Below are 24278 nucleotides of genomic sequence, written 5' to 3'. Positions count from 1 at the left end.
GTTCTTTGTTTATCCCCACAATTGATTAGGCTCAAGTGTTATGGGATTAAATTATCGAAAAGTAATTAAGACCGGAAAAGACAGCTGGATTAATGTCTCCAAGTCCGGAGTATCTGGTTCCAAGAGGATCGGGCCGGTTACCTTTAATACTCGCGGTGGCATCACCGTGAAGCTTCCCGGTGGATTCACCTACCGCGGCAGGTGGAAATAACCCTGATCATCTTGCTCGGCAAGTCCATCCTGGAGCAGGGAATAAAGCGCGCGGGAGCGTTGGGCAGCATCCGGCCACACCACATCAATTGCTGAAAGTGGTACTGGTGCATCTGCCCCGCGTAGTACATCCATGATCAAACCACGCACTTGGCGATCAGTCCCCACAAACTTCTGCACCCGCTTTTTAGCGGATGCCAATTCTTCTTCACTGGGGCTGGGACATCCCAATTTTTGCCATTGGCACAGCTCCACCAAAGGGCAGCTGCCACATTTAGGCGAGGTTGCAGTGCATACCAAAGCACCCAATTCCATCAACGCTGCGGAAAATTCGGGGGCGTCTTTTTCCGGAAGCAGCAACTCGACGTCGACAAGCTCCTGTTTTTTCGCCGGACCGGCAAGGTAGCGCCCATTTATGGCGCGCTGATACACGCGACGCACGTTGGTATCAACCACCGGTACACGCTGCCCAAAATGAAAAGCCGCCACCGCCCGCGCGGTGTAATCACCAATTCCCGGCAACGCCAGCAGTTCCTCCACCGAATCCGGGACCTCACCACCATGCTTGTCGACGATCACTTGCGCGCACTCCTTCAAACGCAAGGCTCGTCTGGGGTAACCCAACTTGCCCCAGGCACGCAGCACTTCATCGGTGGAGGCAGCAGCAAAATCCACAGGGGTGGGCCATTTTTTGAGCCATTCCAACCAAATTGGTTCCACACGGGCAACGGGAGTTTGTTGGCTCATCACCTCAGAAATGAGAATTCCCCAGGCGCTGGTGTTGGGATTTCTCCAGGCTAGCTCGCGCGCATTGCTGCGAAACCAGGTTAAAAGGGCTGTGTGCAGTGGTTTATATGACATGTCCTGAAAAATTTTAATGCCCAATCTATTAGGTTCCCAATCACACTAAGTGACACAATGTTATTTATGCCTTTGAGAAATGTTGAGAGAACCCCTTCTGCTGTGTGGACGGCACTTGCTGCCGGTAATGAGCGCTTTATGAACTTCAACGAGGACCGTCCTAACCAGGATGCACCTCGTCGCCGTGAGCTTCGTGATGGCCAAAAGCCCGCTGCAGTTGTCATTTCCTGCTCTGATTCCCGCGTGCCCGTTGAGCTGATTTTTGACGTTGGACTCGGTGATCTTTTTGTGGTTCGTACCGCCGGTGAAATTTTGGACCAGGCAGTGTTTGCCTCCATCGAATACGCCATTGAATCCATTGGTGTGCCACTGGTTATCGTCATGGGTCACGAATCCTGTGGTGCGGTCGCTGCTACTGCCAGCGCTCTTGATGGTGGTGCAATCCCTGGTGGTTACCAGCGCGTATTGGTAGAAAAGGTAGCTCCTTCCATTCTTGAGGCCAAGGCTGATGGCAAAACCAGCATTGAAGATTTTGAAAAGCACCATGTAGTAGCAACGGTGAACCAGATTCTTTCTCGTTCCCCTGAGATTCACGATAAGGTCAACGCTGGCAAGGTGGGCATTATCGGCCTGCGCTACCAGCTTTCCGATGGCAAGACCATGCCGGTTATTAGCCGCAATGTAGGTTTGGATTAAAAGCTGCTGGGCGGGTTAATTTTCAACACGCCCACACCGCTAATCCGTGTACCAATGAGCTGCAAGTTATAGAGTGGTGGATGTGGGAACGCCGAGACATAATGAAGCCATTTATAGGCGCCGTCGCATGGCCGCGCTTGCAGTTCTGCTCGTCGTCATTGCCCTAATTATTTGGGCAGTTGTGGCATTAGGGGGCGGATCTTCTGAAAAAACTGAAGAAGATCAGTCGACCAATGCTGCCGTTACCTCAGCAGTGGAAAGCTCTAAGCCGGTAGATCTCACCAGCTCTAGTGCCTCTCCATCTGCTTCGGATTCTGCCTCTGAGGCTTCTACTGTCAAGGAATCAACCTCGGCAGATCCTAAAGCTTCCACCACGGCAGCTGCCGATGCTAAGAAGACCTGTGAACTTAAAGATCTTGTTATTACGGCCAACACTAATAACACCAGCTTTGCCAGCGGGGAACAGCCCGAATTGTTTATGACGGTGCATAATCCAACTGCCGTTGATTGTGAGATCAACCTGGAAGAAAACGTCTTGCGTTTTGAGGTTTATGATCTGGCCACCAATGCCCGTATTTGGTCCGACGTTGACTGTAATCCAGCAATTGAAGATGGCACCAGTGTTTTCCCTGCTGGTAAGGATCGTTATTTCCAGGCCACCTGGTCTCGCACCAACTCTGCCCCCGGGCAGTGCAATAACCGCCAAGCAGTTCCTGCTGGAGCATATTTCTTACATACTGTGATCGGATCTAATCCTTCAGTTCCAGTGACCTTTAACCTGGCCTAAAAACACATAAAGCGCCTGTATTCCCAAAACTTCGGGAATACAGGCGCTTTTTGTCGTTTAAGCCCTTTTAGCTGAGACTAGCTGAGACTAGCTGAGTCGGCCGAGGCCATCGGTAATGTGGCGGGCCCATAGGGAACCGACACCTTCAATGGCGCTGAGATCCTCGGTGCTGGCATTAAGCAGCGCATCCAAGTTGCCAAATTCCACAATGAGTTTATCCATGAGGAATTTCTGTACACGAGGCACACGGTTTAGCGTGCGGTATCCGCGTGGAACCACTGGCTCATCAAGTGCTTCCTCGGTGGGAGGAAGTCCCAGAATACGAGCAATATTAGCGGGCTTCATCAAGGCTTTATCATCAAGCTCGGAAATTGATTCCAAAGCTGCGTGAACTTCATCATCCGCAGGAATACCATCGGTAACCAGGTAATCTGCGATAATTGCCTCGCGCTCGCGGTCATTATCACCACGCAATTCGCTGAGCTGAATCTGAATCTGCTTGGCGTCTTTGCCCAATTCCAAAACATCGCCGTCAATGCTTTCGCCCACACGGCGCAGCATCTCTTCGCGCTGAATTACAGAAACCACGTCAATGACGGTGACATAGCTGTGTAACTCTGCCAGATGAAGACGGCTATCAACCTGATCAAGGCGATCGCGATAACGCTCCATGGTGCCCAAGGCTTGGTTTGCGCGGTTAAGCAGGGTTGATGGCTGTTCCAGCATATGAGCTTTGCCCTCGACGTAGAGGGTAATGGTGTTTTGTGATTCCGATACGGCAATTACGGGAACGCCCGTGTGTAGCGCAGTGCGCTCTGCTGAGCGGTGGCGGGTGCCGGATTCCTGGGTAGGCCAGGTGGGGGAGGGAAGCAGCTGAACATTGGCGCGCTTAATGCGTTCAATATCAGAGGACAAGATCACTGCACCATCCATTTTGCAGAGCTCGCGAAGGCGCGTCGCTGCAAAAGGTACATCAAATTCAAAGCCACCATCACAAATGGAGGTGACGTTTTCATCATCTCCAATAACAATCAAAGCTCCAGTGTGTCCGCGCACAATGCGATCTAGTGCATCACGCAGGGGAGTTCCAGGAGCTAAGCGATGCAACGTGGCTTTGAGAGTATGTACATCCTGGGTTCCTAAAAGGCCGGTATCGGCACCGGCTGCTGCCATGGCGGTAGAACCCTGAGGGGAGGTTGGTGTCATGAGTTATAAGCTTACCGCTGCCAATGCATCAACTAGCGTTGCTGCTTCCATTATCTTCAGCGAGGAGTTTTTGATATTGGAACCTGCAGGCACGATGGCTTTTTGATAACCGAGGCGTTCGGCTTCAGCAATGCGCCTTTCCACATTTGGAACTCGGCGGATTTCACCGGCTAGGCCAACTTCACCAAGTACCACCGTTTTATCGGGCAGAGGTTTTTTAGCAAGGGCCGATGCCGTAGCTAGAGCTACTGCTAGATCAGTGGCTGGTTCCCCAACCTTCATTCCTCCGACAGTTGCCACATAGGCATCTTTGCCCTGGGTAGCGCGCCCTGCGCGCGCGGACAGTACCGCCAAGACCATCGGCACCCGGTTAGCGTCGAGCCCCGTGACAACCCTGCGGGGATTCTTCGAGGGGGCGTCGACAAGCAAGCTTTGGACCTCGGCCAATAGTGGGCGCACGCCGTCCATGGCGACGGTAACGGCAGTGCCATCAGGGGTGGAGCCACGGTGGGAGAGGAAGAGTCCGGAGGGGTCTGGAACCTCTTTGATGCCATCTGATTGTTGCTCAAAACAGCCCACTTCATCGGTGGCACCATAGCGGTTTTTAATACCGCGCAGCATACGTAGGGAAGAGTGGCGATCACCCTCAAAGTTCAACACCACATCCACGAGGTGTTCCAAAACGCGTGGACCTGCCACATTGCCATCCTTGGTGACGTGGCCAACAAGCAAAATGGGAATGCCAGAGGTTTTAGCCAAGGTGGTCAAGGCTGCTGTGACGGCACGAGATTGTGCCACACCGCCGGCAACGCCCTCGACACCTGCGGCATGCATGGTTTGGACCGAGTCCACAATGAGCAAACTGGGCTTGAGCTGGGAGACATGGCCAAAAACTACATCCAAGTTAGATTCAGCGGCGAGATAAAGGGTATCTTTAACCGCTCCAGTTCTTTCTGCACGCAGGCGCACCTGACCTGCAGATTCCTCTGCGGTGACATAAAGTGCGGTACGAGTGCCATCTCCTTCTGGCATGGATGACCAGCGGCTGGCTACCTCCAAAAGCAGTGTTGATTTACCAACACCTGGCTCACCAGCCATAAGTACAACTGAGCCTGGCACAATGCCATTGCCCAGTACGCGGTCTAATTCACCGATGCCGGTGGAAATGCTGGTGGCAGAGGAGGCAACTACCTGGCCGATGGGGACAGCTGGGGAGGTAGGTGTCAGACCTGCGGGAGTTACGCCAGACACTGCGGCGCGGGCAGCTCCGCCGGTTTCACCCACGGCATGTTCCTGCATGGAACCCCAGGAACCGCACTCGGGACAGCGACCCAACCACTTGGGGCTGGAATAACCACATTCTGAACAAGTGTGTACGCTGCGTGCTTTTTTAGCCATGCCCACAACCTTAAACCACCATTGGGACATAGGGGAAACTATGTTCGAAAATAGGGGTGGTTTGGGAAATTGTGAAGACTTAGGAAAAGCAAAATGCACACCTCAAACGAGGTGTGCATTTTTAAAGGCTAGTTAAAGATTAGTGGCTAGATTCTTCTTCGCCGCTTCCAACTTCACGGCTAACCTGGCCGGACTCCAGAACTGGTGCGGAGACGGTAGCGTCAACGGTGATCTCACCGGTGTCGAAGGTCAAAACCACAGGAACAACTCCACCATATGCGAAGCCTGGGTTCTCAACGGAGGTTGCAACGTGCTGGATGCAGCCAACCTCAGGCTCTTCAAGCAATGCAAGTTCAGACTCAATATCTGCGACGAGGGAGCAGTTGCGCTCCAGTGGAGCTACATCGCCGAGAGTAACTTCCTTGCCATCAACGGTGACGGACTCCAGGTTGTGGGAGACGTTCTCGGTGTCCTGGTTGATTGCAGTGAACTTAACGCCAGCTTCGCCCTCTTCGGTGAGGTGAACAGTTACGTCGCGGACTACAACAGCTCCGCTTTCTGCTGCAGCTTGGTTGCCATCAACGGCAGCAACCTGGCTCGAGGTCTGAGTGATCTGTCCTGCACTGCAGGAAGCAAGCGCAAGAGCTGACGCAGCAGCCACAGTCATGATCGCGCCACGACGGGCAACCGAGTTCAGGGACTTCACGGGTTCGTCCTCCATTGGGGTATAAATTCCAGGATTCATCCAGAAAATCTGGATATGCTGCAACTAACCCTAGTCTTTAAAACCTCTTTAACACAGTTGATTGGGCTAACCGAGGGTGTAAACGGGGGCAAACAAAAGGGGCATAAACCTGGCAAAAATGGGCAAAATCCGGCAAATGTCAGCTATTTCACGCGAGATTTTCCTTTAACGCCGGTCCACGCGACCTTTAAGAGGTGTTGCTAGGTAAATATCAGGATGTAAAAGTGAGGTCCCGCCTAAAATGTTCAAAGGCCGGGCAAGTGCCTATATATGCCTGCAAGCTGCTAAAGCTGTATAAACATGGTAGAATTCCGAAGGTTGAGGCCTGTCGCGAAACCCTATGAGAAACTCCCAAGTTTTCCTATGTTTTCGCTGGAACGGGTTTAAGTATTTTGTCTTTGTTTTAAAGCGCCATTTTTAAGGTGCCAGGGGTCAGTTCTTTTTGAAGATATTGACCAATAGAAGGAGTGGGAATGGAATTCAAGGTCGGAGACACCGTCGTTTACCCGCACCACGGAGCTGCAATCGTTTCAGCCCTGGAGCAGCGTGAAATGAATGGTGAGACGGTGGACTACCTAGTTCTCCAGATTAACCATTCCGATCTCGTTGTTCGCGTACCTGCCAAGAATGCTGAGCTGGTTGGCGTGCGCGATGTTGTGGGTGAAGAAGGCCTGCAAAAAGTCTTTTCCGTGCTGCGCGAAATTGATGTGGAAGAAGCTGGCAACTGGTCACGCCGTTATAAGGCAAACCAGGAGCGTCTTGCTTCCGGCGATGTGAACAAGGTTGCTGAGGTTGTGCGTGATCTATGGCGTCGTGACCAGGACCGTGGCCTTTCCGCTGGTGAAAAGCGCATGCTTTCCAAGGCTCGTCAGGTTTTGGTTGGTGAGCTAGCACTAGCAGAAACCGTCGATGAAGAAAAGGCTGACTCCTTCTTGGCTGAGGTTGATGAGACTATTGCTCGTCACCGCGCTGACCTCTTTGGTGAAGAGGAAGAGAAGAAGGACGCTTTTGATGACTTTGATGATTCCGACGTGGATCTTGACGATCTGAGCTTCGACGACGAAGACTAGGCCTTAAAAACCTATGTCTACTCCTTCAATGCCCGTCATCGCATTACTTGCGGCGGCGGGCCGTGGCACGCGCCTGGGCGGACCAATCCCCAAAGCCTTTGTCACCCTGCGGGAACGTAGCCTTGTTGAGCGTTCGCTCCAAGCTATGTTGACCTCCCAAAGCGTCGATGAAATTATCATCCTGGTCAGCCCCGACATGGAAGACTATGCGCGCGAACTCCTCAACAAGCGGGGCTTGCTCGACTCCCCAGAGGGAGTCAAAGTACGCCTGGTGTATGGTGGCGGTGAGCGCGCCGATTCAGTGTGGGCGGGACTTAAGGCCATTAAGCTTGACGACGAAACCCCTGATGCAATTGTGTTAATTCACGATAGTGCTCGTGCGCTAACGCCTCCCGGATTAATTGCTCGAGTAGTACACAAGGTTTCTGAAGGCGCAAAGGCTGTTATTCCAGTTTTGCCAGTGGCAGACACCATCAAAAGAGTTGATGAGCAGGGAAAATTGGTGGTGGAAACCCCAAACCGTGCGGAACTTCGTGCCGTTCAAACCCCACAGGGATTTTTGCTGTCAGAGCTGATAGCAGCAAATGAAAAGTACTTCGCTGACCCCAATCCCGGGTTCATTCCCACTGATGATGCCAGCTTGATGGAATGGTATGGCGTTGATGTGGAATGTGTACAAGGTGATCCCATGGCCTTTAAAGTGACCACTCCAATTGATATGATGCTGGCCCAGCGTATAACCGATGAAGCCGAACCAACAATTTTTGAGGTACCCAGTGACTAACCCCATTATTCCCCGCGTTGGCATTGCCACTGATGCACACCAAATTGAAGAGGGAAAAGCCTGCTGGTTGGCTTGCCTACTTTTTGAAGATTTAGCCGGCTGCGAAGGTCACTCCGATGGTGATGTGGTGGCACACGCGATTGTTGATGCGCTGCTATCCGCTGCTGGTCTTGGTGATCTCGGTTCTTTCGTAGGAGTTGGCCGCCCGGAATATGACGGCGTTTCTGGAACCCAGTTGCTCAAAGAAGTTAGCGAATTTGTGGAATCCAAAGGCTTTATTATTGGCAATGTTGCAGCGCAGCTAATTGGCCAAACTCCTAAATTTGGTCCGCGTCGCGAAGAAGCCCAGCACGTTATCGCTGAGATTCTCGGCGCTCCGTGTTCACTTTCTGCCACCACCACCGATCACATGGGCTTTACTGGACGCGGCGAAGGCCGCGCGGCAGTGGCCACTGCGGTGGTGTGGGCGTCGTAAAGCACGCTTTTAAAGGCGGTTTTTGTGCAATAGCGAAGGCGTTGCTTTAAGCAGAGTGCGGGTGTACTCCTGCTGAGTGTTATTAAAAATCTCCGAGGTGGTGTTCTCTTCGATGATCTCACCAGCCAACATCACCGCGATGCGGTCAGAAACATAACGCACTGTATTGATGTCGTGGGAAATAAAGACCAATCCCAGGCCCAACTCAGTTTTTAGATCTAGCAAAAGATTGAGAACCTGGGCACGCACCGACACATCCAGTGCAGAGGTGGGTTCATCGGCGATGATGATATCTGGTTCCAAAGCCAAGGCGCGTGCAATAGCTACACGCTGGCGCTGACCACCAGAAACCTGGCGGGGGAGCACCTCCAACGCAGATTGCGGCAAGCCGACCATATTGATAAGCTCTGCAACTCTTTGCTTGCGAGTAGCTTCCGTCCCCACGCCGTGGATCCGCAAAGGATCAAGCAACTGATCTCTCACTGTCATTCGGGGATTTAGAGACGTAGAAGGATCCTGGAAAACCACCGATACGGCTTTGCCAATTTCTTTACGTTGGGAGCCTCGGGTACGCATAGGCTTTCCTTTAAACAAGACCTCACCTGAGGTAATAGGTTGTAGCCCCACCATTACGCGTGCCAAAGTGGATTTTCCGCAACCGGATTCACCCACAATCCCAACGACTTCATTGCGATAAGCCTTAAAGTTGATGTTTTTATTAGCATGCACGGTATCAGGCTTAAAAAGCTTGCCACCACGTGTTTTATGGATGACATTAGTATTGCGCAGCTCGATGACGGGAATTCGAGGCTCATTCATTAGTGCTCTCCTTTAAGTGCCAGTAACTCATCGGTGGCAGCAAAACTATGTTCCGTACCAGGTATAGGACGCAGTGTGGGCTTTTCATCTAGTCCGATCTCTGGGAAGGAAGAACGCGGTGCAAAACGATCTCCAGCTACATAATCCTTCGGGGAAGGAACCGTGCCCGGAACTTGGTAGAGGCGATCTACACCAGCCTCAATAGACAACACTGAGCCGAGCAATCCACGGGTGTATTCATGGCGTGGATCTGTGAGAATTTCTCGGGTATTACCTTGCTCAACTACCTGACCTGCGTACATGACCGTTAGTTTATGGACGAGGCGCGCCACCAATGCGAGGTCGTGGGAAACAAAGATCATGGCAAAACCGAGCTTGTCACGCAGTTCATTGAGCAGATCAACCACCTGCTGCTGCACGGTTACATCCAAGGCTGTGGTTGGTTCATCAGCGATGAGCAAACGTGGATTTCGAGTTAGTGCCATAGCAATTAGCACGCGCTGACGCTGGCCACCGGAAAGCTCGTGCGGATAAGACTGTAGGGTGCGCTTGGGATCAAGTCCAACTAATTCCAAAAGTTCCTCGGCAGTGCGCTTGCCACCACGTTTAGTAAGTTGCTTCATTTGGGCGCTAATCAGCATTGATGGGTTCAGTGCCGATAGAGCATCCTGGTAAATCATGGCAATTTCATGACCACGCAAGGCATTGAGCTCTTCTGGTTTTAGAGTGAGAAGATTCTTCCCGTCATATAAGATCTCGCCTTCGATTTTGGCATTTGCTGGCAGCAATCCCATGATCGACATTGCAGTAATGGATTTTCCACATCCAGATTCACCAACCAATCCCATGGTTTGGCCTGGGGCGATATTAAAACTTACGCCATCAACAATAGGAGTTTCTCCATGCGCGCTGGGGAAGGAGATCTTGAGGTTCTTAACTTCTAGCAAGGGGGTGGGGTCACCTGTGAAAACCAGACGAGAATTTGTGTTGTTTTCGCTGGCAGAAAGTGCCGCCAGTGAAACTGCCAAGGCAACATTAGCTTCTTCTCGAGAGGTTTGTCCCAGTACTAGAGCATCTGAATCGATAACCTCCTTGCCTTCTTCTGCTTTCTTCAAAGATGGTGGAACAGGTTTTGGCGTAGGGCTGGCTAGGGTGTCAGTCAGTCCTTCGGAGAGGATATTAAGACACAACACCGTAACCAGGATCATCAAACCGGGGAAGAAAGTAGGCCACCAAGCACCACCGAGTAGCAAGGCTTTACCATCGGCCAAAATATTGCCCCAGGATGGTGAAGGTGGTTTAACACCGGCATTAATAAAGGACAAGGATGCTTCAAAAACAATGGCATCGGCAACAAGCACTGTGGCAAAGACCAAGATGGGAGCTATACAGTTTCTTGCTACGTGCTTGATCAAAATATGCGTGGTGGATGCACCCACCACTTTGGAAGCATTGACGTAGTCCTCGCCAAATTGGGACAAAATATTAGCGCGCACAATTCGGGCTAACTGCGGGGTGTACAAGAATGCAATGGCAAAAACAATAACGGGAACTCCATTGCCAAAAACTGCCACAAAAACTGCTGCCAGAGCAATGCCGGGGAATGACATAATGACATCCAGCACACGCATCAGTACTTCTGAGATGACGCGGTTTGCTGTTGCCGCGATAGAACCGAGTACTGCTGCAATTAACAGTGCGGAACCAGTGGCGCAGAGACCAATAATGAGGGATGCGCGTGCACCGTGGACTACACGAGAGAAAATATCTCGGCCAATGGCGTCGGTGCCAAACCAGTGTTCTCCGCTTGGTGGCTGAACTGGGGTACCTGAAGCTAGCGGATCATATTGCGTGACGAGTGGGGCAAAAATTGCCATGAGGAAGATAATGCTGATGAAAAATACGGCAATTTTGGATGGCAGAGGCAGTGCTTTGAATCCGCCTAGCCGTGAACCGGTGCGAGCTTCCAGCTTAGTTGTCAGTTTGCGGCGCATTAGATATTCCTAATCCGTGGGTTGACCAGGACATAGAGTAAGTCCACGGCGATGTTGACGATGATAAATGCAATAGCCACGGTGAGAGTGACACCCTGAACCAAATAAACGTCATTTCGGGTGACACCATCAAGGATGAGCTGACCCATGGCTTGGATATTGAAGATGATCTCGATAATGACCGCACCACCCATGAGATAACCGACGCGCAAACCAATTACCGTAATGGGCGTAATCAGTGCATTGCGCAAGACATTGCGGGAAATAACCTCTGCTTTGGGAATACCAGCACCGATTGCAGTGCGGACATAATCCTTATCTAGTTCTTCCACCATGGAGGTGCGGACAACACGAGCCAAGGAACCTGCAACCGGAATTGCCAACGCTATTGCAGGTAAAGCGATGTTATTGAAGTACACCGCAGGGTTTTCACTAAATGGAACCCATTTGGTGACCAGTGCGGGGAAGAGCCCCCACGCTCCTGGAATGGTGCCAAGCCATTGGATGAGCAAAATTGCCAACCAAAAAGAAGGAGTAGCTAAAGCTGCGATAGAGGCAATTCGAATGAGTTGATCAGGCCAGCGGTCACGATAAAGAGCTGCGATAACACCAAGAATTAACGCCAAGATGACTGCGATTATTAAGCCCCAAAAAGTCAGCTGCAAAGTAATGGGGAAAGCGCGAGATACAACTTCAGTTACTGTGACGCCACCACTGGTAGTGCCCAAGTCGCCGCGCAACATGCCCACTATGAAATCTAGATAGCGGATCATGAGTGGATCATTAAGTCCATTTGCCTCACGGTAGGCTTCCAAGGCTTCTTGTGAGGCAGATTCACCCAGTGCTAAGCGAGCCGGATCGGCTGGGGAAAAGGACATAACAATGAAGACTAAGAGTGTGACACCGATGATCATGATGGGCAGTGCAATCAGCCGTCGACCGATAAGTCTTAAAAGGTTAGACATAGTTGGTATCGCGCTTTCGAATGAAAGAAGGGGGCACCTTTGGCGCTGGGTGAGCGCCAACTAAATGCTGCTTAGAAATGGGGGACTTTGTGGAATCTAGAAGTCAAAAGCTAAATAGTTGAAACAGATTAAAGCCCGGCGCGGCGCTGTGTGTTTGCTACGCCGGGCTTTAATCTGCCGGATATTCAGGCTTTAAGCGGTGGTTGCTACACCAGAGAAGCTCAAGCCGGTAAGCGCAATTGGCTTGAAGTCCACCAGGGAGTCAGCATTCCATGCGGTTGGAACCTTGCGGTGGAAGAGCGGATAGAGGGGGATGTTTTCGGAAAGCGCATCAAAGGTGCGGTTCCAAATATCTTGTTGCTCGGCCTCGTCGGTGGCGCGTATACCTTCGTTGAGCAGCATCTGAACTTGTTCGTAGCTTTCGGAACCTTTCCAGTGCATACGGGAATCGGTCCAAACATCGGCTGCGTACCACCAGCGCATGAGGAGGTCGGGATCGTTACCAAAGACAGAAGGATCACCCGGGGCGATGACAACGTCAAAGGCTTCTGGTTTGCCGTCGATGGTGTAATAAACATCGGCTGATTTACGCTCGGTGAATTCCACTTCGAGGCCAATTGCCTTGAGGGATTCTTGAATCAATGGGGTGCAGTTTTTCACCCAGTCATGATCGGTACACAGCAGGTTAATACGTGTCAGGCCAGTTTCTGCGATGAGAGATTTAGCCTTGGCAGCATCGAGAGCATAGACCGTGGATGCCTCGTTGTAGTTGGGGTGATCCTTATGCACAAAGGAGGTGGCCGGAGTTGCTTGGTCAGCCATGCCAGTGGTGACAACCTTTTGCATATCCAGTGCGTAAAGGAAAGCTTGGCGGTTGCGCACATCATTAAAAGGATTGTCAGCGGAGCAGTTAAACATTGCAAAGAGGAGGCCAAATCCTTGGACAGACTCTACAGTGCTGGTTGCTTGTACCTGCGGGATGGAGAGATAAGGAACGGAGTCGATGGCCATTGCACTGCCCGATTGCAGGGAATTGGTGCGGGTAGATGCATCGGGAATGATTTGCCATTCCATGGCTGCGGCACGTGCTGGGCGGGGACCATTATAAGAGGCATTCTTTTCAAACTTGAGAACCTTGGAGGCACCTCCATTGTCAGTCATCTTATAGGGGCCTGAACCGATTGGATTGGCATCAAAGCCGGAGGCATCTGCTTCGACGGCAGCCTTAGGAACAATCTTTACCACTGCCAGACGCTTGGCCAGAATTCCGGTGGCGTATTCCAAATCGAAGGTGACGGTGCTGTCATCTTTTTTGGTTACTGCCTTAATAAAAGGAATGAAAGCAGCATAAAGGGAGTTATTTGCCTTGTCCATCACGCGTTGGAAGGAGAAGACCACGTCATCTGCGGTGACGGCCTTGCCATCAGAGAAGGTGGCGCCATCACGGAGTTTTACGTCAACGGAGGTGGCATCACCGCTGGGAAGAGTGCTGGCCAGTGCCGCATAAGTTTCGCCGGTGGCTGGGTCAACTTCGGTGAGGCCTTCAAGGGTGTGCCAGTTGGCAGCCACGGTGAGGGCGGAAGAGGTAGTCATCGGGTCGTAGCCATTTGTTCCGAGTTCATAGGAAATGGCGGCGGTGATAGTGCCGTTTTCATTTGCTGTACCGGTGGCTGTGGAACTTGAGCTGGAAGAACCTGAAGTGCCAGTGTTGTCAGGCGCACATGCTGCAAGGGTGGCGCCTATGCCGGCGGCAGCACCCAAGATGCCTGTTGCTCGGAGGAAGTTACGGCGCGAAACTGGAGTGCTCATGGTGTGCATCCTTTTCAATTAAGGAGGTCGACAGAGGAAAACTTCTTTAAGAACAGTCAATCCAATAAAAATGTGATGGGGGTCATGTGTTTGGGGTAAACTCACTATACATCAGACGTCAGACGTTTAGGAATGGTTTTTCTCGACATTTTGACAATGTGTACCAAAAAACTGAAAAGTCTTTAAACAGTGACCAGGTGAACAGATATTTAAGTTCCGCCAGGGCAGTTTAAAAAGCACTAATGCTGCAATTTCTTTGCGGTTTAACAACTAAAATAAAAGCGTTACTAATAGGAAAGTGGGACACACCATGGAAGCACCTCGAAAGGCAGCACGATCCAGAACGACCACCCAAGATGCAGTGCGCGATATTAAGAAATATATCCGCGACAATCACCTGCGAACTGGGGATATCTTGCCTTCGGAGACTGTGCTCTGTGAGGAATTGGGGTGCTCGCGTTCAGCAATTAGAGAGGCAATTCGGGCACTAGTAACCCTAGATATCGTGGAAGTTCGCCATGGTTATGGCACTTTCGTTTCATCCATGTCGCTGGAGCCGCTTATTAATGGAATGGTGTTCCGCACGGTATTAGATAATGACACCTCAGTAGAAAATATGTTTTATGTGGTGGATACCCGTGAAATCTTAGATCTTTCCCTGGGCGCGGAGCTTATTGAGGTTTTCACTGATTCCGACCGCCAAGCTTTGTTGGATCTGGTGGAAAAGATGCGAGAGCACAATGACCGTGGTGAACCTTTTGTGGCAGAAGATCAAGCTTTCCATCGCACTCTTTTATCGCGTACCAAAAATCCACTGATCCGCGAGCTCAATGACGCTTTTTGGCGGATTCAGACGGAAGCTCAACCGCTGCTAAATATGGCCATGCCAGCTGATATTGATCAAACAATTAAGGCGCACATTGATATTGTTGAGGCGCTTAGTAAAGGCGATGCGGAGGCCTACCGCGCAGCCGTGCTCAATCACTATGCGCCGTTTCGTCGCATGATTGCCGGCATGCTTGATGAAAACTAGCACCATTGTCCGCGGGCTTTATCGCATCCCTGCCCTTGCCTGGGATGACGGTCTTTTTATGCTTTTCGACGCCCGCCTCGGCGTTGACGATCTGCCGGCGCCGGTGGATCTGTGGTCTGCCCGCTCGGCGGATGGTATCCACTGGTCACCGCCTCAGCCGGAGATAACGCAGTCCGGACACCGCGGTGTGGGCGATGCTTGTTTGGTACGCGGTGATTTAGCGTTTTATGGATTGTCTAATTTATCTGGTTTTTTTGAAAACCCCACAGACCTTGACCCCCGGCTGGCGCGCCGGGAGGGGCGGAGGTGGGCGTCGACAAGCATCTCTTCATATTTTGCAGATGTAGATGCCGCCTTTGCCTCTTCTGGTACTGGATTGGTGTTGAAAGATGGACGCTGGTTACAAAGTTTTGTGCTGCGCAAAGGTACTGAAATCTTTGTGAGGGTGCTTCGTAGTGATGGCCATACTGCTGATATTGCTGGCGGCAATGAATCCGCAATGGCGCAATTACCTAATGGGACGGTGGTGCTACATTCGCGAGGAGTGGGGCATAGGCAGGTGAGTTATTCCTATGACAATGGCGCAAGCTTTAGCCCTTTGGAAGATATTCCAGAATTACTTGATCCAGGTTGTAATGGGCATGTTTTTTATTGGAAATCGGCGAAAATGCTGGCTGCCATTCACCTGGCAGATCCACATTTGCGGCGCCATTTGGTGGTGGATTTATCTGCAGATGATGGCAAAACTTGGACTCATCGCATCACCATTGAAAGAGCTGAGGCCGCTTATTCCACTGCGGTAGAGATGCCTGATGGCAAGGTTGCTGTGGTGTGGGAGGCAGAAGGCACGCGAGCTTTGAAATGTACCGTAATTTCAGAAGCAGATATGCAACGCCGGGTGCCGGAAGAACTTGTTGATTGTGTATCGCTGCGCCATGTGGTTCCTCGAGATGATTTTGCAGGAGTAGAGGTTCCACTTCCGGATTCCAGCGCGTGGGGTGAAGGTGTTTTTAAGATTGTCTCTGACCCTAGCGCCAGCACCCAAAAGATCCGCACCAGAGGAAAACCAGCCCGGCACCATCTAGAAATTGGTGATGAACTGGTCTTTGATATCCGGCGCGGATCAGAGATTATTTATGGCTTAAGCGTGCCCTATGATGGCAGGCCTATTTCAAAAGTGAAGCAAACTGTCCAGTAATAAAACCTGGATCAGTAATCGCCGTTCCCACGATAATGGCATCAGCGCCAATAAGGCGACCATGTGCCACATCGGCAGGAGTAGAAAAACGACCCTCACCAATGAGGAAAGCTTCTGGTACTAAATCGCGAGCTTCACGCAAGCAGTCTAAGTCTGGCCCCACTGTCTTGGCGCGGTGCTTGGTGTATCCAGCCAGAGTAGTTGACACAAAATCGGCACCAGCCCGGTGAGCTGCCACAACTTCCTCGGGAGTTGCGCAATCGGCCATAATTAACACTCCAGAATCATGAGCTACCTTCACCAATTCTGCAAAGGTAGAACCATCTGGACGGGGACGGAAGGTCGCATCCGCGCAAACCACAGCAGCACCTGCTTCTGCAACAGCACGCACGGAGTCACGGCTTGGCGTAATGTAAACGCCTTCAGTGCCCTCTTTGGTTAATCCAAAAACAGGTACATCCACTCGCTCTGAAATAGCGCGGATGTCATCTAATCCTCCATAACCACCACAGCGAATTGCTGGTGCACCACCATCAACACAAGCAGCGGCCACATGGGTAAGGGTATGGGTATCGCGCATTGCATGTCCGGCTGGCGCCTGGACAGAAACGATGAGCTGTCCTCTTAAAGTTGAGTGCAAAAGTTCGCGTTGTTGATTGAGGTCCATGAAGATCAATCTCCTAAGGTGGCAGTACTAAAGACGTGCACAAATTAATTTATAAAAAAGCATGATCACGGGCATAACACGCAGCAGCGAGTACCGCAGCATCCGAGCCAAGACTTGTGGTTAAGACTCGAACACCAACGTTGGGCTTCAGAATTGTGTCTGAAATACCTTCCGAAATGGGATCAATAACAGGCGCCCCGATGCCTGATACCCCACCACCGATTACGACGGCGGAAAGATCCAAGAATGTCACTAAAGCTCCAAGTGCTTGGCCAAATCCTCGTAGATTTCCGTTGATGATGCGTCGTGTTAGCTCATCCTCCTCATGCCACTTGTGCATAATATCGGGAAGTTCTAAAGGATTGCCTGTCGCTTCAACATAATACTTAGTTAGCCCGGTTCCGCTAGCTATGTTCTCACAACGATCACTGCGTCCAGCAAAGTCTGAACAGCGGATTTCTGCGAATTCACCAGCAGATCCAGTAGGTCCGGACATGAGTTCACCATTATCAATTACTGCAGCGCCCACTCCAGTGCCCAAAGAAACATAAAGTACTCGGCCTTGGAGGCTTTGCCCAGCACCTAGATGATGCTCGCCATAGGCCCAAATTCGCACATCATTATGTACCGCCAATGGAACGCCAAGGACTTCTTGAACCAATCCCCGCAGGTCAGTACGCGCCCAGTTGCTAAGGGTGTCACCGTTATAGGCAATCTCTCCGCGGGGAGCCAAAATAACTCCCGGCGCGCCAATACCCACCCGGGCAATGTGAAACCCTAATTCTTGTGCTTTAGCTAAGCCAGAAATGAGCGCCTGTCGCGTTTGCTCCAGCGGGCCATCGCCAGCTTTGGTTTTTAGTCGATCTGTGCCAATTGTGGTGGTGGGGTTAGCATCTGGCACCAAGGCAAAAGCTATCTTGGTGCCCCCAATGTCAAGAGCGAGGGTACAAGTAGGGAGGGTAGTGGCAGACAAGTTTTAAACCTCGGGGCGGTAAAGGAAGGCATCGACAATTTCACCGATGCGGGAGACTTCTGCATCATCGAGTGCCTGATGCGGAGCAGCCATGGTGGAATTGCTGATTACGTCAAGGTGTTTAAGGGCTGCTTTGAAGCCTCCGAGGCCTGCAGAAGAGCCAGACATGCGTGCACCGTCGCCGATGAAAACAATGTGGAAAAGATGGTTGATCTGTTTTTGGAGTACAGCTGCCTCATCCCATTGTCCGGCCAGGCATAGGCGTGCCAACTCGGCGTAGGCTGCCGGATCAACATTGCCCAGCCCCGGGACTACTCCATCCGCGCCTGCAAGGTATGCGAAGTCAACGGTCGTCTCACTTCCGGTGAGCACCTTGAAACTATCCTGCAGGCCGGCGTCGTCACGCGCTTCTATGAGGGCGCGGATGGAACCATCGTTGCCACTGGAATCCTTGGTACCTGCCAGCACGCCATCTTTTGCCAGGCGGAGCAACATTTCAGGTTCGAGGTTGCTGTGCACAGAAACTGGAATGTTGTATGCATATAGTGGCAGGTCAGGGGCCACAGCGTGAATCTTGCGCAGATGTTCTTCAATTTCCACTGGATGGGTGCGAGTGTAAAACGGGGCGGTCGCAACCAGGCCTTGTGCACCCACTTCCTGCGCATCCTTGACAAGTTCCAATACTCGCGGGGTGGTGGTCTCGATGATTCCTGCGGTGACGGGGACGCGACCTGCGGTGTGTTCCACGATGGTGCGCAATGCTTCTTTGCGTTGTGTGCGGGTGAGGAATGCTGCTTCACCTGAAGAACCGAGTGCAAAAAGGCCATCGACTCCACCGGTGATGAGGTGATCCACCAAGTTTTTCAGACTGTCAAAGTCAATACTGCCATCAGTGTTTAGCGGGGTCATTACTGGGGGAATGACGCCGGTGAAAGTTGGAGAAGTCATCTTGATTCCTTGGGGTGAGGGGTATGAGCGCCACGGATTGATTTGGCGATACTGCAGGTTGTAGCGAGCTTTGTGGGGATTTTTACTCTGGGATGACCAACAAAAACGATGGACATAAGACATCATACGTCCTATGCTTGTTTGAGGGAAGAACAATAATCAAAGAATGATCCACAAGCTTCAAAAGCGGACGGGATAAAAATCAAAGTGAAAAGCACCGGTGAGATTAGCGGAAGGATTGTTACTCCCCGCGGAATTATTGATGGCACTGTGTCCTTCAAAGACGGACACATTGTGGCGGTATCCGGAAACCCGGCAGCAGATAATGGCTTGGCAAGTACAGGATTAACCCTTGTACCAGGCTTTATTGATCTGCATAATCACGGTGGCTTGGGTGGAGCTTTTCCCACTGGAACTGTGGAACAGGCGCGCCGGGCTGCCCAATTTCACCGTTCCCAAGGCGCCACAATTTTGCTGGCAAGTTTGGTTTCCGCGCCGCCGGAAGAGCTCATAAAGCAGGTAGAAGTGCTGAAAGAGCTGTGTGCGGAAGGCTTGCTTTTTGGTATTCACCTAGAGGGTCCTTTTATTAACGCTTGCCGTTGTGGTGCCCAAAACCCTGATTTTATTTATCCTGGCAACCCGGAAGATTTTGGGCAGATCATTGGAGCTGCTGCGGGCTGGATTAAGTCCATCACCATCGCCCCAGAAACTCCCAACCTGGTTGCACTGCTTGAACTTTGTGTGCAGCACGGCATTATCGTTTCATTTGGCCACACCGATGCTGATTTTGAGACCACCACGCACGCAATTTCCCAGGCCACAGCGCTAGGGCTAAAGGTTACTGCCACCCACCTTTTTAATGCGATGCCTCCGCTGCACCACCGCGCCCCAGGTGCTGCCGGTGCCATGTTGGCAGCCGCGCGAAACGGCGAGGCCTTTGTGGAATTGGTGGCAGATGGTGTTCATTTATCTGACGGCACCGTCGATTTTGCCCGCTCTGAGCGTGCATTTTTTGTTAGTGACGCCATCGAGGCTGCCGGGATGCCGGATGGAAATTACATCCTCGGTGTGCTGGAAGTTGAGGTACAAGGAGGCGTGGCACGCCTCAAAAACGGCGGCGCCATCGCTGGCGGCACCAGCACCATAGCGCAGCAATTTAGGCGCCACGTTGCCAGGGGGATGACGCTTTGCGACGCAACCCAGCTCAGTTCTACAACTGCTTCCCGCGTACTAGGCCTTAGGCAGCATGCTATTGAAGTAAATGCTCCCTTGAATATCGTGGCTTTGGATTCCCAGGGTCAAGTCGCAGCTGTTTATGTGAAGGAGATCTAAATGCGCATCCTCATTAGAAAAAACAACGAAGCTGTGGGACAAAGTGCAGCTCAGTTAATGAGTCCTTTTATCAACCGCGGAGCAACCTTGGGCCTGGCCACGGGATCAACTCCACTATCCACCTACGCAGAGCTAATTCGACTAAATCAGGATGCGGAAATATCTTTTCAACAGTGCCAAGCATTCCTCTTGGATGAGTATGTGGGCATTAGCCGTACCGATCCAAATAGCTATTACCAGACCATTCGCGATACTTTAACCAGCCACATTGATATCGCCGATGACCGCGTTTTTAGTCCTGCTGGCGACCATGGAGATTCTTTTGCAGCTGCCCAAGCATATGAAAATCAAGTTTCTGGGGCCGGTGTGGATATTCAGATTTTAGGAATTGGTGCCAATGGGCATATTGGATTTAATGAGCCTAGCTCTTCACTAAGTGGGCTGACCAAAGTTCAAGCGCTGCATCCTAAAACAGTTGCCGATAATGCGCGGTTTTTTGCATCTGAAAATGAAGTACCAACCCATGCGATTACGCAAGGACTTGGCACAATTTCTCGCGCCAAGAACATTCTTTTATTGGCTGTAGGGGAGAGCAAAGCCCAAGCCATTGCCCAAGCGGTGGAAGGTCCAGTATCTGCCTCTTGCCCGGCTTCCATTTTGCAAATGCATCCAGCCGTGACTGTGATTATTGATGAAGCTGCAGCTAGCCGCTTGGACAATGTTGAGTATTACCGGCATGTGGAACAGGCAAATTTGAACGAATAAGAAACAAAGCCGCCTGCTACAAGCGGTGAATAAGTAGGGTGTGAAACTATGTCCAACTCCGCATCTTTGCGCCCCAGTTATCACCTCACCCCGCCCCAGGGGCGACTCAATGACCCCAACGGTGTCTACATTGATGGCAATAATCTTCATGTTTATTATCAGCATGATCCCGGTTTTCCCTATGCGCCTAAGCGCACCGGTTGGGGTCATGCGGTTACTGAATTACGAGGCCCAGAGCGTTTAAAGTGGCGCCATTTTCCCAACGCGCTGTATCCGGACTTCTCCTATGACCTGCACGGATGTTATTCCGGCGGTGCCGTGGTCCATGACAATAAACTGCGCCTTTTTTATACCGGCAATCTCAAAGTTGACGGCCAGCGCCGCGCCACCCAAAACTTGGTTGAGGTGGAAGATCCGGCTGGGGAAATGGGCGGTGTCCATCGTCGATCAGCATTAAACCCGCTTATCGACGGGCCCGCGCCTGGGTTTACGGCTCACTACCGCGATCCTATGATCAGCGTCGACGGCGCTGGGTGGAAAATGGTGCTCGGCGCCCAGCGGGAAGATGAAACAGGAACCGTTGTCTTGTACCGCTCTGCTGATTTGGAAAATTGGGATTTCAGTGGCGAGATCACTTTTGATCTCAGCCAAGCGGAGCCTGGGGTATCTCCAGATTTGATCCCCGGTGGCTATATGTGGGAATGTCCAAACCTCTTCACTATGCATGATTTGGAAACTGGCGAAGATCTTGATGTGCTTATTTTCTGCCCTCAGGGCTTGGAAAGAATTGATGCTGAGACCACGCATTATGCCAGCTCTGACCAGTGCGGATATGTGGTTGGTCGGTTAGAAGGCACAACATTTACCGTGCTGCGTGGCTTTAGCGAGTTGGATTATGGCCATGAATTTTATGCACCACAGGTAGCGGTATCCGGTGTGCAAACCTGGCTGATTGGCTGGATGGGACTGCCTGCCCAAGATGATCACCCCACCGTGGAAGCGGAAGGATGGGTGCATTGTCTTACGGTTCCGCGTCGACTCAGCCTTAAAGGGCATGAGCTTTATCAAGAGCTACTTTTGCCGGCCGGGGAAGAGGGAGTGAGCCGTTTTGAGCTTGGGCGCGAGCCTGTCCGAGTAGACATCCGACCAAACATCGCCGTTGCGTGGGATGGGAAGGTTTTGTCGGTGGATCGTGCTGGGGATAGGCGCCAAGTTGCTCTCGATGGTGGTGAGCTATTAATTGCTGATGACATCACTGCAATTGAAATAAGTGCAGGTGATGGCAGGTTTTTATATTCCCTCCGAACCTTTTAAGTTTCTTTAGAAAGTAAAATAGATCACACCTTTAGTGAAAATGTGATAGTTTTTACACATTTTTGCCCAAAACCCTTGAACGGGCATAAACAAGCATGTTTAATGAGGGGTAGTTTCCGAACAAACATGATGTTTTGTTCTTAAAATCCCCGTTTAAGGAGAGGTCTATGGACCACAAAGACGTTGCACAGCGGGTTATCCGCGGTGTTGGCGGCGAAGAAAATATTCTCGCCGCCGCCCACTGTGCTACCCGCCTGCGCATGGTTTTAAAAGATTCCAACAACGTTGACCGAGAATTGCTCGACAATGACCCAGACCTCAAAGGCACCTTTGAAACGGGTGGCATGTTCCAGGTCATCGTTGGCCCAGGCGACGTAGATAACGTCTTTAGGGAAATGGACGCAGCTACCTCCAAAGACATCGCAGTATCCACCGAGCAACTCAAAGACGTGGCAGCTAATAGTGGCAACTGGTTTAGCCGCAGTGTTAAAGCACTGGCCGATATCTTCGTCCCGCTGATTCCGATCTTGGTCGGTGGCGGTTTGCTCATGGCACTAAATAACGTGCTCACCGCAGCAGATCTCTTTGGACCACAGTCTTTGGTCGAGATGTACCCACAAATCAGTGGCGCAGCCGAGATGATCAACCTGCTTGCTTCTGCACCATTTGCCTTCCTCCCAGTGTTGGTGGGCTTTACCGCCACCAAGCGTTTTGGTGGCAATGAGTTCCTTGGCGCGGGCATGGGTATGGCCATGGTTTACCCAAGTCTGGTTAATGGCTACAGCGTGGCCACCACCATGGCTGCCGGTGAAATGCCAGTATGGAACCTCTTTGGTCTCGAAGTTGCACAAGCTGGCTATCAGGGCACGGTACTACCTGTGCTGGTTGTTGCCTGGGTGTTGGCAACCATTGAAAAGTTCTTCCACCGCAGGCTCAAGGGCACTGCAGATTTCTTGGTAACCCCAGTTCTTACGCTGCTTATCACTGGCTTCCTCACCTTCATTGCCATCGGCCCTGCCATGCGCTTTATTGGCGATTGGCTGGCGAGTGGCTTGCTTAACATTTATGAATTCGGTGGCCCTATCGGTGGCTTGCTCTTCGGTCTGGTTTATTCCCCAATCGTCATCACCGGATTGCACCAGTCCTTCCCACCAATTGAGCTGGAACTCTTTAACCAGGGTGGATCCTTCATCTTTGCCACCGCTTCCATGGCCAATATTGCTCAGGGCGCTGTGTGTTTGGCCGTCTTCTTCCTGGCCAAGAGTGAAAAGCTCAAAGGCCTCGCTGGAGCCTCTGGAATCTCTGCAGTACTCGGAATTACCGAACCTGCCATCTTTGGCGTGAACCTGCGTTTGCGCTGGCCTTTCTTCATCGGCATCGGTGTCGCAGCGGTTGGAGGCGCACTAATCGCCATCTTTAATATCAAGGCAGTTGCCCTCGGTGCTGCAGGATTCCTCGGAGTGGTTTCCATTGACGCTCCAGACATGGCGATGTTCTTGGTCTGCGCAGTTATCACCTTCGTGCTGGCCTTTGCTTCCGCCCTGTTTTATGGTTTCTACCTCATTAAGAGAGACGGCACCATCGACCCAGACGCAAGCCCACGTGCAGCCGTCATTCCAGCGGCAACTACACACTTAGAAAACTATCTGGCAGCCGATTCCACTGTTATTCAGGCACCACTAACTGGCGAAGCCATTGAATTGGGCAGCGTGAGCGATGAAATGTTTGCCACCGGCAAACTTGGCGCAGGTATTGCCATCGTTCCAAGCGAAGGCCGTCTGGTTTCTCCAGTTAGTGGCAAGGTTGTCGTAGCTTTCCCCTCCGGTCATGCCTTTGCTGTGCGCACTAAGGGAACTGATGGCAAAGACATCGATGTTCTCATGCACATTGGCTTTGACACTGTAAACCTGAAGGGTCAGCACTTTAAAGCCTTTAAAAAGCAGGGTGATGAGGTACAAGCAGGGGAGTTGCTCTGCGAGTTTGATATCGCATCCATCAAAGCAGCTGGTTATGAAATCACAACTCCCATTGTCATTTCCAACTCACGTAAGACCGGTCCAGTAGCTAGCCTGGCTGCAGGTTCCATAGCGGCCGGAGACAAATTACTGAGTGTCGGCGTCAAAGAACTTGCAGAAGCTGCCAAATAATACAGTCACTTTTTAAGCACACCCCGCAGAACGCCTTTAAGGCGCATCGCGGGGTTCGCTTGTTCTTAAAGGCCTTTGTCCA

Annotated in this window: 23 protein-coding genes; 12 read left to right on the top strand and 11 right to left on the bottom strand. The window is 51.5% G+C overall.

Annotated elements, in window-relative coordinates; genetic code table 11:
* The first annotated feature begins 40 nt into the window (after positions 1-40).
* Positions 41-211: a DUF4236 domain-containing protein gene (locus tag H924_RS13990; protein ID WP_015652100.1), complete on the top strand. Its 171-nt coding sequence runs from the start codon at positions 41-43 to the stop codon at positions 209-211.
* Here the strand turns inward: H924_RS13990 and H924_RS11370 are convergent.
* Positions 190-1071: an HhH-GPD family protein gene (locus tag H924_RS11370; protein WP_029703026.1), complete on the bottom strand. Its 882-nt coding sequence runs from the start codon at positions 1069-1071 to the stop codon at positions 190-192. The genes H924_RS13990 and H924_RS11370 overlap by 22 nt on opposite strands.
* A gap of 66 nt (positions 1072-1137) precedes the next feature.
* On the opposite strand from H924_RS11370, the gene H924_RS11365 reads away from it, so the two are divergent.
* Together H924_RS11365 and H924_RS11360 are read left to right on the top strand one after the other, a co-directional pair.
* Positions 1138-1767 (top strand): carbonic anhydrase, encoded by a 630-nt coding sequence (locus tag H924_RS11365; RefSeq protein WP_015652098.1) that lies wholly within the window; start codon positions 1138-1140, stop codon positions 1765-1767.
* A 73-nt stretch (positions 1768-1840) separates the two neighbouring features.
* Positions 1841-2554 (top strand): hypothetical protein, encoded by a 714-nt coding sequence (locus tag H924_RS11360; RefSeq protein ID WP_155861962.1) that lies wholly within the window; start codon positions 1841-1843, stop codon positions 2552-2554.
* An 87-nt stretch (positions 2555-2641) separates the two neighbouring features.
* Here H924_RS11360 and disA read toward each other — a convergent pair whose 3' ends face one another.
* The 3 genes from disA to H924_RS11345 form a co-directional block, all read right to left on the bottom strand.
* Positions 2642-3727 carry a DNA integrity scanning diadenylate cyclase DisA gene (gene disA / locus H924_RS11355; RefSeq protein WP_131384256.1) on the bottom strand — a complete coding sequence of 362 codons (1086 nt, stop codon included), beginning with the start codon at positions 3725-3727 and terminating at the stop codon, positions 2642-2644.
* Positions 3728-3763: 36 nt separating this feature from the next.
* Positions 3764-5158, bottom strand: coding sequence for a DNA repair protein RadA (gene radA, locus H924_RS11350; RefSeq protein ID WP_015652095.1), 1395 nt, complete (start codon positions 5156-5158; stop codon positions 3764-3766).
* A 139-nt stretch (positions 5159-5297) separates the two neighbouring features.
* A complete protein-coding gene (locus H924_RS11345) occupies positions 5298-5879 on the bottom strand; it encodes a hypothetical protein (RefSeq protein ID WP_029703030.1) in 582 nt (193 codons plus the stop codon).
* Between the two features lie 497 nt (positions 5880-6376).
* On the opposite strand from H924_RS11345, the gene H924_RS11340 reads away from it, so the two are divergent.
* Genes H924_RS11340 through ispF form a run of 3 tightly spaced genes read left to right on the top strand, consistent with a single transcriptional unit; the run spans position 6377 to position 8232 of the window.
* Entirely contained in the window at positions 6377-6973 is a 597-nt protein-coding gene (locus H924_RS11340; protein WP_015652093.1) for a CarD family transcriptional regulator, read from the top strand.
* Between the two features lie 13 nt (positions 6974-6986).
* Entirely contained in the window at positions 6987-7757 is a 771-nt protein-coding gene (gene ispD / locus H924_RS11335; RefSeq protein WP_015652092.1) for a 2-C-methyl-D-erythritol 4-phosphate cytidylyltransferase, read from the top strand.
* Positions 7750-8232 carry a 2-C-methyl-D-erythritol 2,4-cyclodiphosphate synthase gene (gene ispF, locus H924_RS11330; RefSeq protein WP_015652091.1) on the top strand — a complete coding sequence of 161 codons (483 nt, stop codon included), beginning with the start codon at positions 7750-7752 and terminating at the stop codon, positions 8230-8232. Before ispD ends, ispF begins: the two co-directional genes overlap by 8 nt.
* A gap of 9 nt (positions 8233-8241) precedes the next feature.
* On the opposite strand, the gene H924_RS11325 is transcribed toward ispF, so the two are convergent.
* The 4 genes from H924_RS11325 to H924_RS11310 all read right to left on the bottom strand — a co-directional run bounded on the left by H924_RS11325 (position 8242) and on the right by H924_RS11310 (position 13819).
* Entirely contained in the window at positions 8242-9051 is an 810-nt protein-coding gene (locus H924_RS11325; RefSeq protein WP_015652090.1) for an ABC transporter ATP-binding protein, read from the bottom strand.
* Positions 9051-11045 carry a dipeptide/oligopeptide/nickel ABC transporter permease/ATP-binding protein gene (locus H924_RS11320; protein WP_015652089.1) on the bottom strand — a complete coding sequence of 665 codons (1995 nt, stop codon included), beginning with the start codon at positions 11043-11045 and terminating at the stop codon, positions 9051-9053. Before H924_RS11320 ends, H924_RS11325 begins: the two co-directional genes overlap by 1 nt.
* Positions 11045-12010: an ABC transporter permease gene (locus H924_RS11315; protein WP_015652088.1), complete on the bottom strand. Its 966-nt coding sequence runs from the start codon at positions 12008-12010 to the stop codon at positions 11045-11047. The genes H924_RS11320 and H924_RS11315 overlap by 1 nt, the downstream gene beginning before the upstream one ends.
* A 192-nt stretch (positions 12011-12202) precedes the next feature.
* Entirely contained in the window at positions 12203-13819 is a 1617-nt protein-coding gene (locus tag H924_RS11310) for an ABC transporter substrate-binding protein (protein ID WP_015652087.1), read from the bottom strand.
* A gap of 310 nt (positions 13820-14129) precedes the next feature.
* On the opposite strand from H924_RS11310, the gene H924_RS11305 reads away from it, so the two are divergent.
* Both H924_RS11305 and H924_RS11300 read left to right on the top strand, forming a co-directional pair.
* Positions 14130-14852, top strand: coding sequence for a FadR/GntR family transcriptional regulator (locus H924_RS11305; protein WP_015652086.1), 723 nt, complete (start codon positions 14130-14132; stop codon positions 14850-14852).
* On the top strand, positions 14842-16050 hold the full coding sequence (locus H924_RS11300; RefSeq protein WP_015652085.1) for a sialidase family protein: 1209 nt from the start codon (positions 14842-14844) through the stop codon (positions 16048-16050). Before H924_RS11305 ends, H924_RS11300 begins: the two co-directional genes overlap by 11 nt.
* Here the strand turns inward: H924_RS11300 and H924_RS11295 are convergent.
* From H924_RS11295 to H924_RS11285, 3 genes are read right to left on the bottom strand one after another with little or no spacing between them, the layout of a single operon-like run.
* Positions 16019-16717 (bottom strand): N-acetylmannosamine-6-phosphate 2-epimerase, encoded by a 699-nt coding sequence (locus H924_RS11295; protein WP_015652084.1) that lies wholly within the window; start codon positions 16715-16717, stop codon positions 16019-16021. The genes H924_RS11300 and H924_RS11295 overlap by 32 nt on opposite strands.
* Before the next feature lie 49 nt (positions 16718-16766).
* Positions 16767-17690 (bottom strand): ROK family protein, encoded by a 924-nt coding sequence (locus H924_RS11290; RefSeq protein WP_015652083.1) that lies wholly within the window; start codon positions 17688-17690, stop codon positions 16767-16769.
* A 3-nt stretch (positions 17691-17693) separates the two neighbouring features.
* Positions 17694-18638, bottom strand: coding sequence for a dihydrodipicolinate synthase family protein (locus H924_RS11285; protein ID WP_015652082.1), 945 nt, complete (start codon positions 18636-18638; stop codon positions 17694-17696).
* Between the two features lie 207 nt (positions 18639-18845).
* On the opposite strand from H924_RS11285, the gene H924_RS11280 reads away from it, so the two are divergent.
* From H924_RS11280 to H924_RS11265, 4 genes are all read left to right on the top strand, one after another.
* Entirely contained in the window at positions 18846-19970 is a 1125-nt protein-coding gene (locus tag H924_RS11280) for an N-acetylglucosamine-6-phosphate deacetylase (protein ID WP_015652081.1), read from the top strand.
* Complete coding sequence (gene nagB, locus H924_RS11275) at positions 19971-20735, top strand: glucosamine-6-phosphate deaminase (RefSeq protein ID WP_015652080.1); 765 nt, start codon at positions 19971-19973, stop codon at positions 20733-20735.
* Positions 20736-20783: 48 nt separating this feature from the next.
* The gene (locus tag H924_RS11270; protein WP_015652079.1) at positions 20784-22049 is read left to right on the top strand and encodes a glycoside hydrolase family 32 protein; all 1266 of its coding nucleotides are present in this window, start codon (positions 20784-20786) and stop codon (positions 22047-22049) included.
* A 167-nt stretch (positions 22050-22216) separates the two neighbouring features.
* The gene (locus tag H924_RS11265) at positions 22217-24196 is read left to right on the top strand and encodes a sucrose-specific PTS transporter subunit IIBC (protein ID WP_015652078.1); all 1980 of its coding nucleotides are present in this window, start codon (positions 22217-22219) and stop codon (positions 24194-24196) included.
* The last annotated feature ends 82 nt before the right edge of the window (positions 24197-24278 follow it).

This window comes from Corynebacterium callunae DSM 20147, assembly GCF_000344785.1.
GTDB classification, from domain to species: domain Bacteria; phylum Actinomycetota; class Actinomycetes; order Mycobacteriales; family Mycobacteriaceae; genus Corynebacterium; species Corynebacterium callunae.
This window is presented reverse-complemented; position numbering and strand designations above follow the sequence as displayed.

Bases quoted from the DNA above. Each gene is read 5' to 3' on its own strand.
- H924_RS11315 (WP_015652088.1), bottom strand. From the start codon at position 12,010: ATGTCTAACCTTTTAAGACTTATCGGTCGACGGCTGATTGCACTGCCC.
- H924_RS11325 (WP_015652090.1), bottom strand. From the start codon at position 9,051: ATGAATGAGCCTCGAATTCCCGTCATCGAGCTGCGCAATACTAATGTC.
- H924_RS11265 (WP_015652078.1), top strand. From the start codon at position 22,217: ATGGACCACAAAGACGTTGCACAGCGGGTTATCCGCGGTGTTGGCGGC.
- H924_RS11370 (WP_029703026.1), bottom strand. From the start codon at position 1,071: ATGTCATATAAACCACTGCACACAGCCCTTTTAACCTGGTTTCGCAGC.
- H924_RS13990 (WP_015652100.1), top strand. From the start codon at position 41: ATGGGATTAAATTATCGAAAAGTAATTAAGACCGGAAAAGACAGCTGG.
- disA (WP_131384256.1), bottom strand. From the start codon at position 3,727: ATGGCAGCAGCCGGTGCCGATACCGGCCTTTTAGGAACCCAGGATGTA.
- H924_RS11300 (WP_015652085.1), top strand. From the start codon at position 14,842: ATGAAAACTAGCACCATTGTCCGCGGGCTTTATCGCATCCCTGCCCTT.
- H924_RS11305 (WP_015652086.1), top strand. From the start codon at position 14,130: ATGGAAGCACCTCGAAAGGCAGCACGATCCAGAACGACCACCCAAGAT.
- ispD (WP_015652092.1), top strand. From the start codon at position 6,987: ATGTCTACTCCTTCAATGCCCGTCATCGCATTACTTGCGGCGGCGGGC.
- nagB (WP_015652080.1), top strand. From the start codon at position 19,971: ATGCGCATCCTCATTAGAAAAAACAACGAAGCTGTGGGACAAAGTGCA.
- H924_RS11295 (WP_015652084.1), bottom strand. From the start codon at position 16,717: ATGGACCTCAATCAACAACGCGAACTTTTGCACTCAACTTTAAGAGGA.
- H924_RS11345 (WP_029703030.1), bottom strand. From the start codon at position 5,879: ATGGAGGACGAACCCGTGAAGTCCCTGAACTCGGTTGCCCGTCGTGGC.
- H924_RS11340 (WP_015652093.1), top strand. From the start codon at position 6,377: ATGGAATTCAAGGTCGGAGACACCGTCGTTTACCCGCACCACGGAGCT.
- H924_RS11310 (WP_015652087.1), bottom strand. From the start codon at position 13,819: ATGAGCACTCCAGTTTCGCGCCGTAACTTCCTCCGAGCAACAGGCATC.
- H924_RS11270 (WP_015652079.1), top strand. From the start codon at position 20,784: ATGTCCAACTCCGCATCTTTGCGCCCCAGTTATCACCTCACCCCGCCC.
- H924_RS11365 (WP_015652098.1), top strand. From the start codon at position 1,138: ATGCCTTTGAGAAATGTTGAGAGAACCCCTTCTGCTGTGTGGACGGCA.
- radA (WP_015652095.1), bottom strand. From the start codon at position 5,158: ATGGCTAAAAAAGCACGCAGCGTACACACTTGTTCAGAATGTGGTTAT.
- H924_RS11285 (WP_015652082.1), bottom strand. From the start codon at position 18,638: ATGACTTCTCCAACTTTCACCGGCGTCATTCCCCCAGTAATGACCCCG.
- H924_RS11320 (WP_015652089.1), bottom strand. From the start codon at position 11,045: ATGCGCCGCAAACTGACAACTAAGCTGGAAGCTCGCACCGGTTCACGG.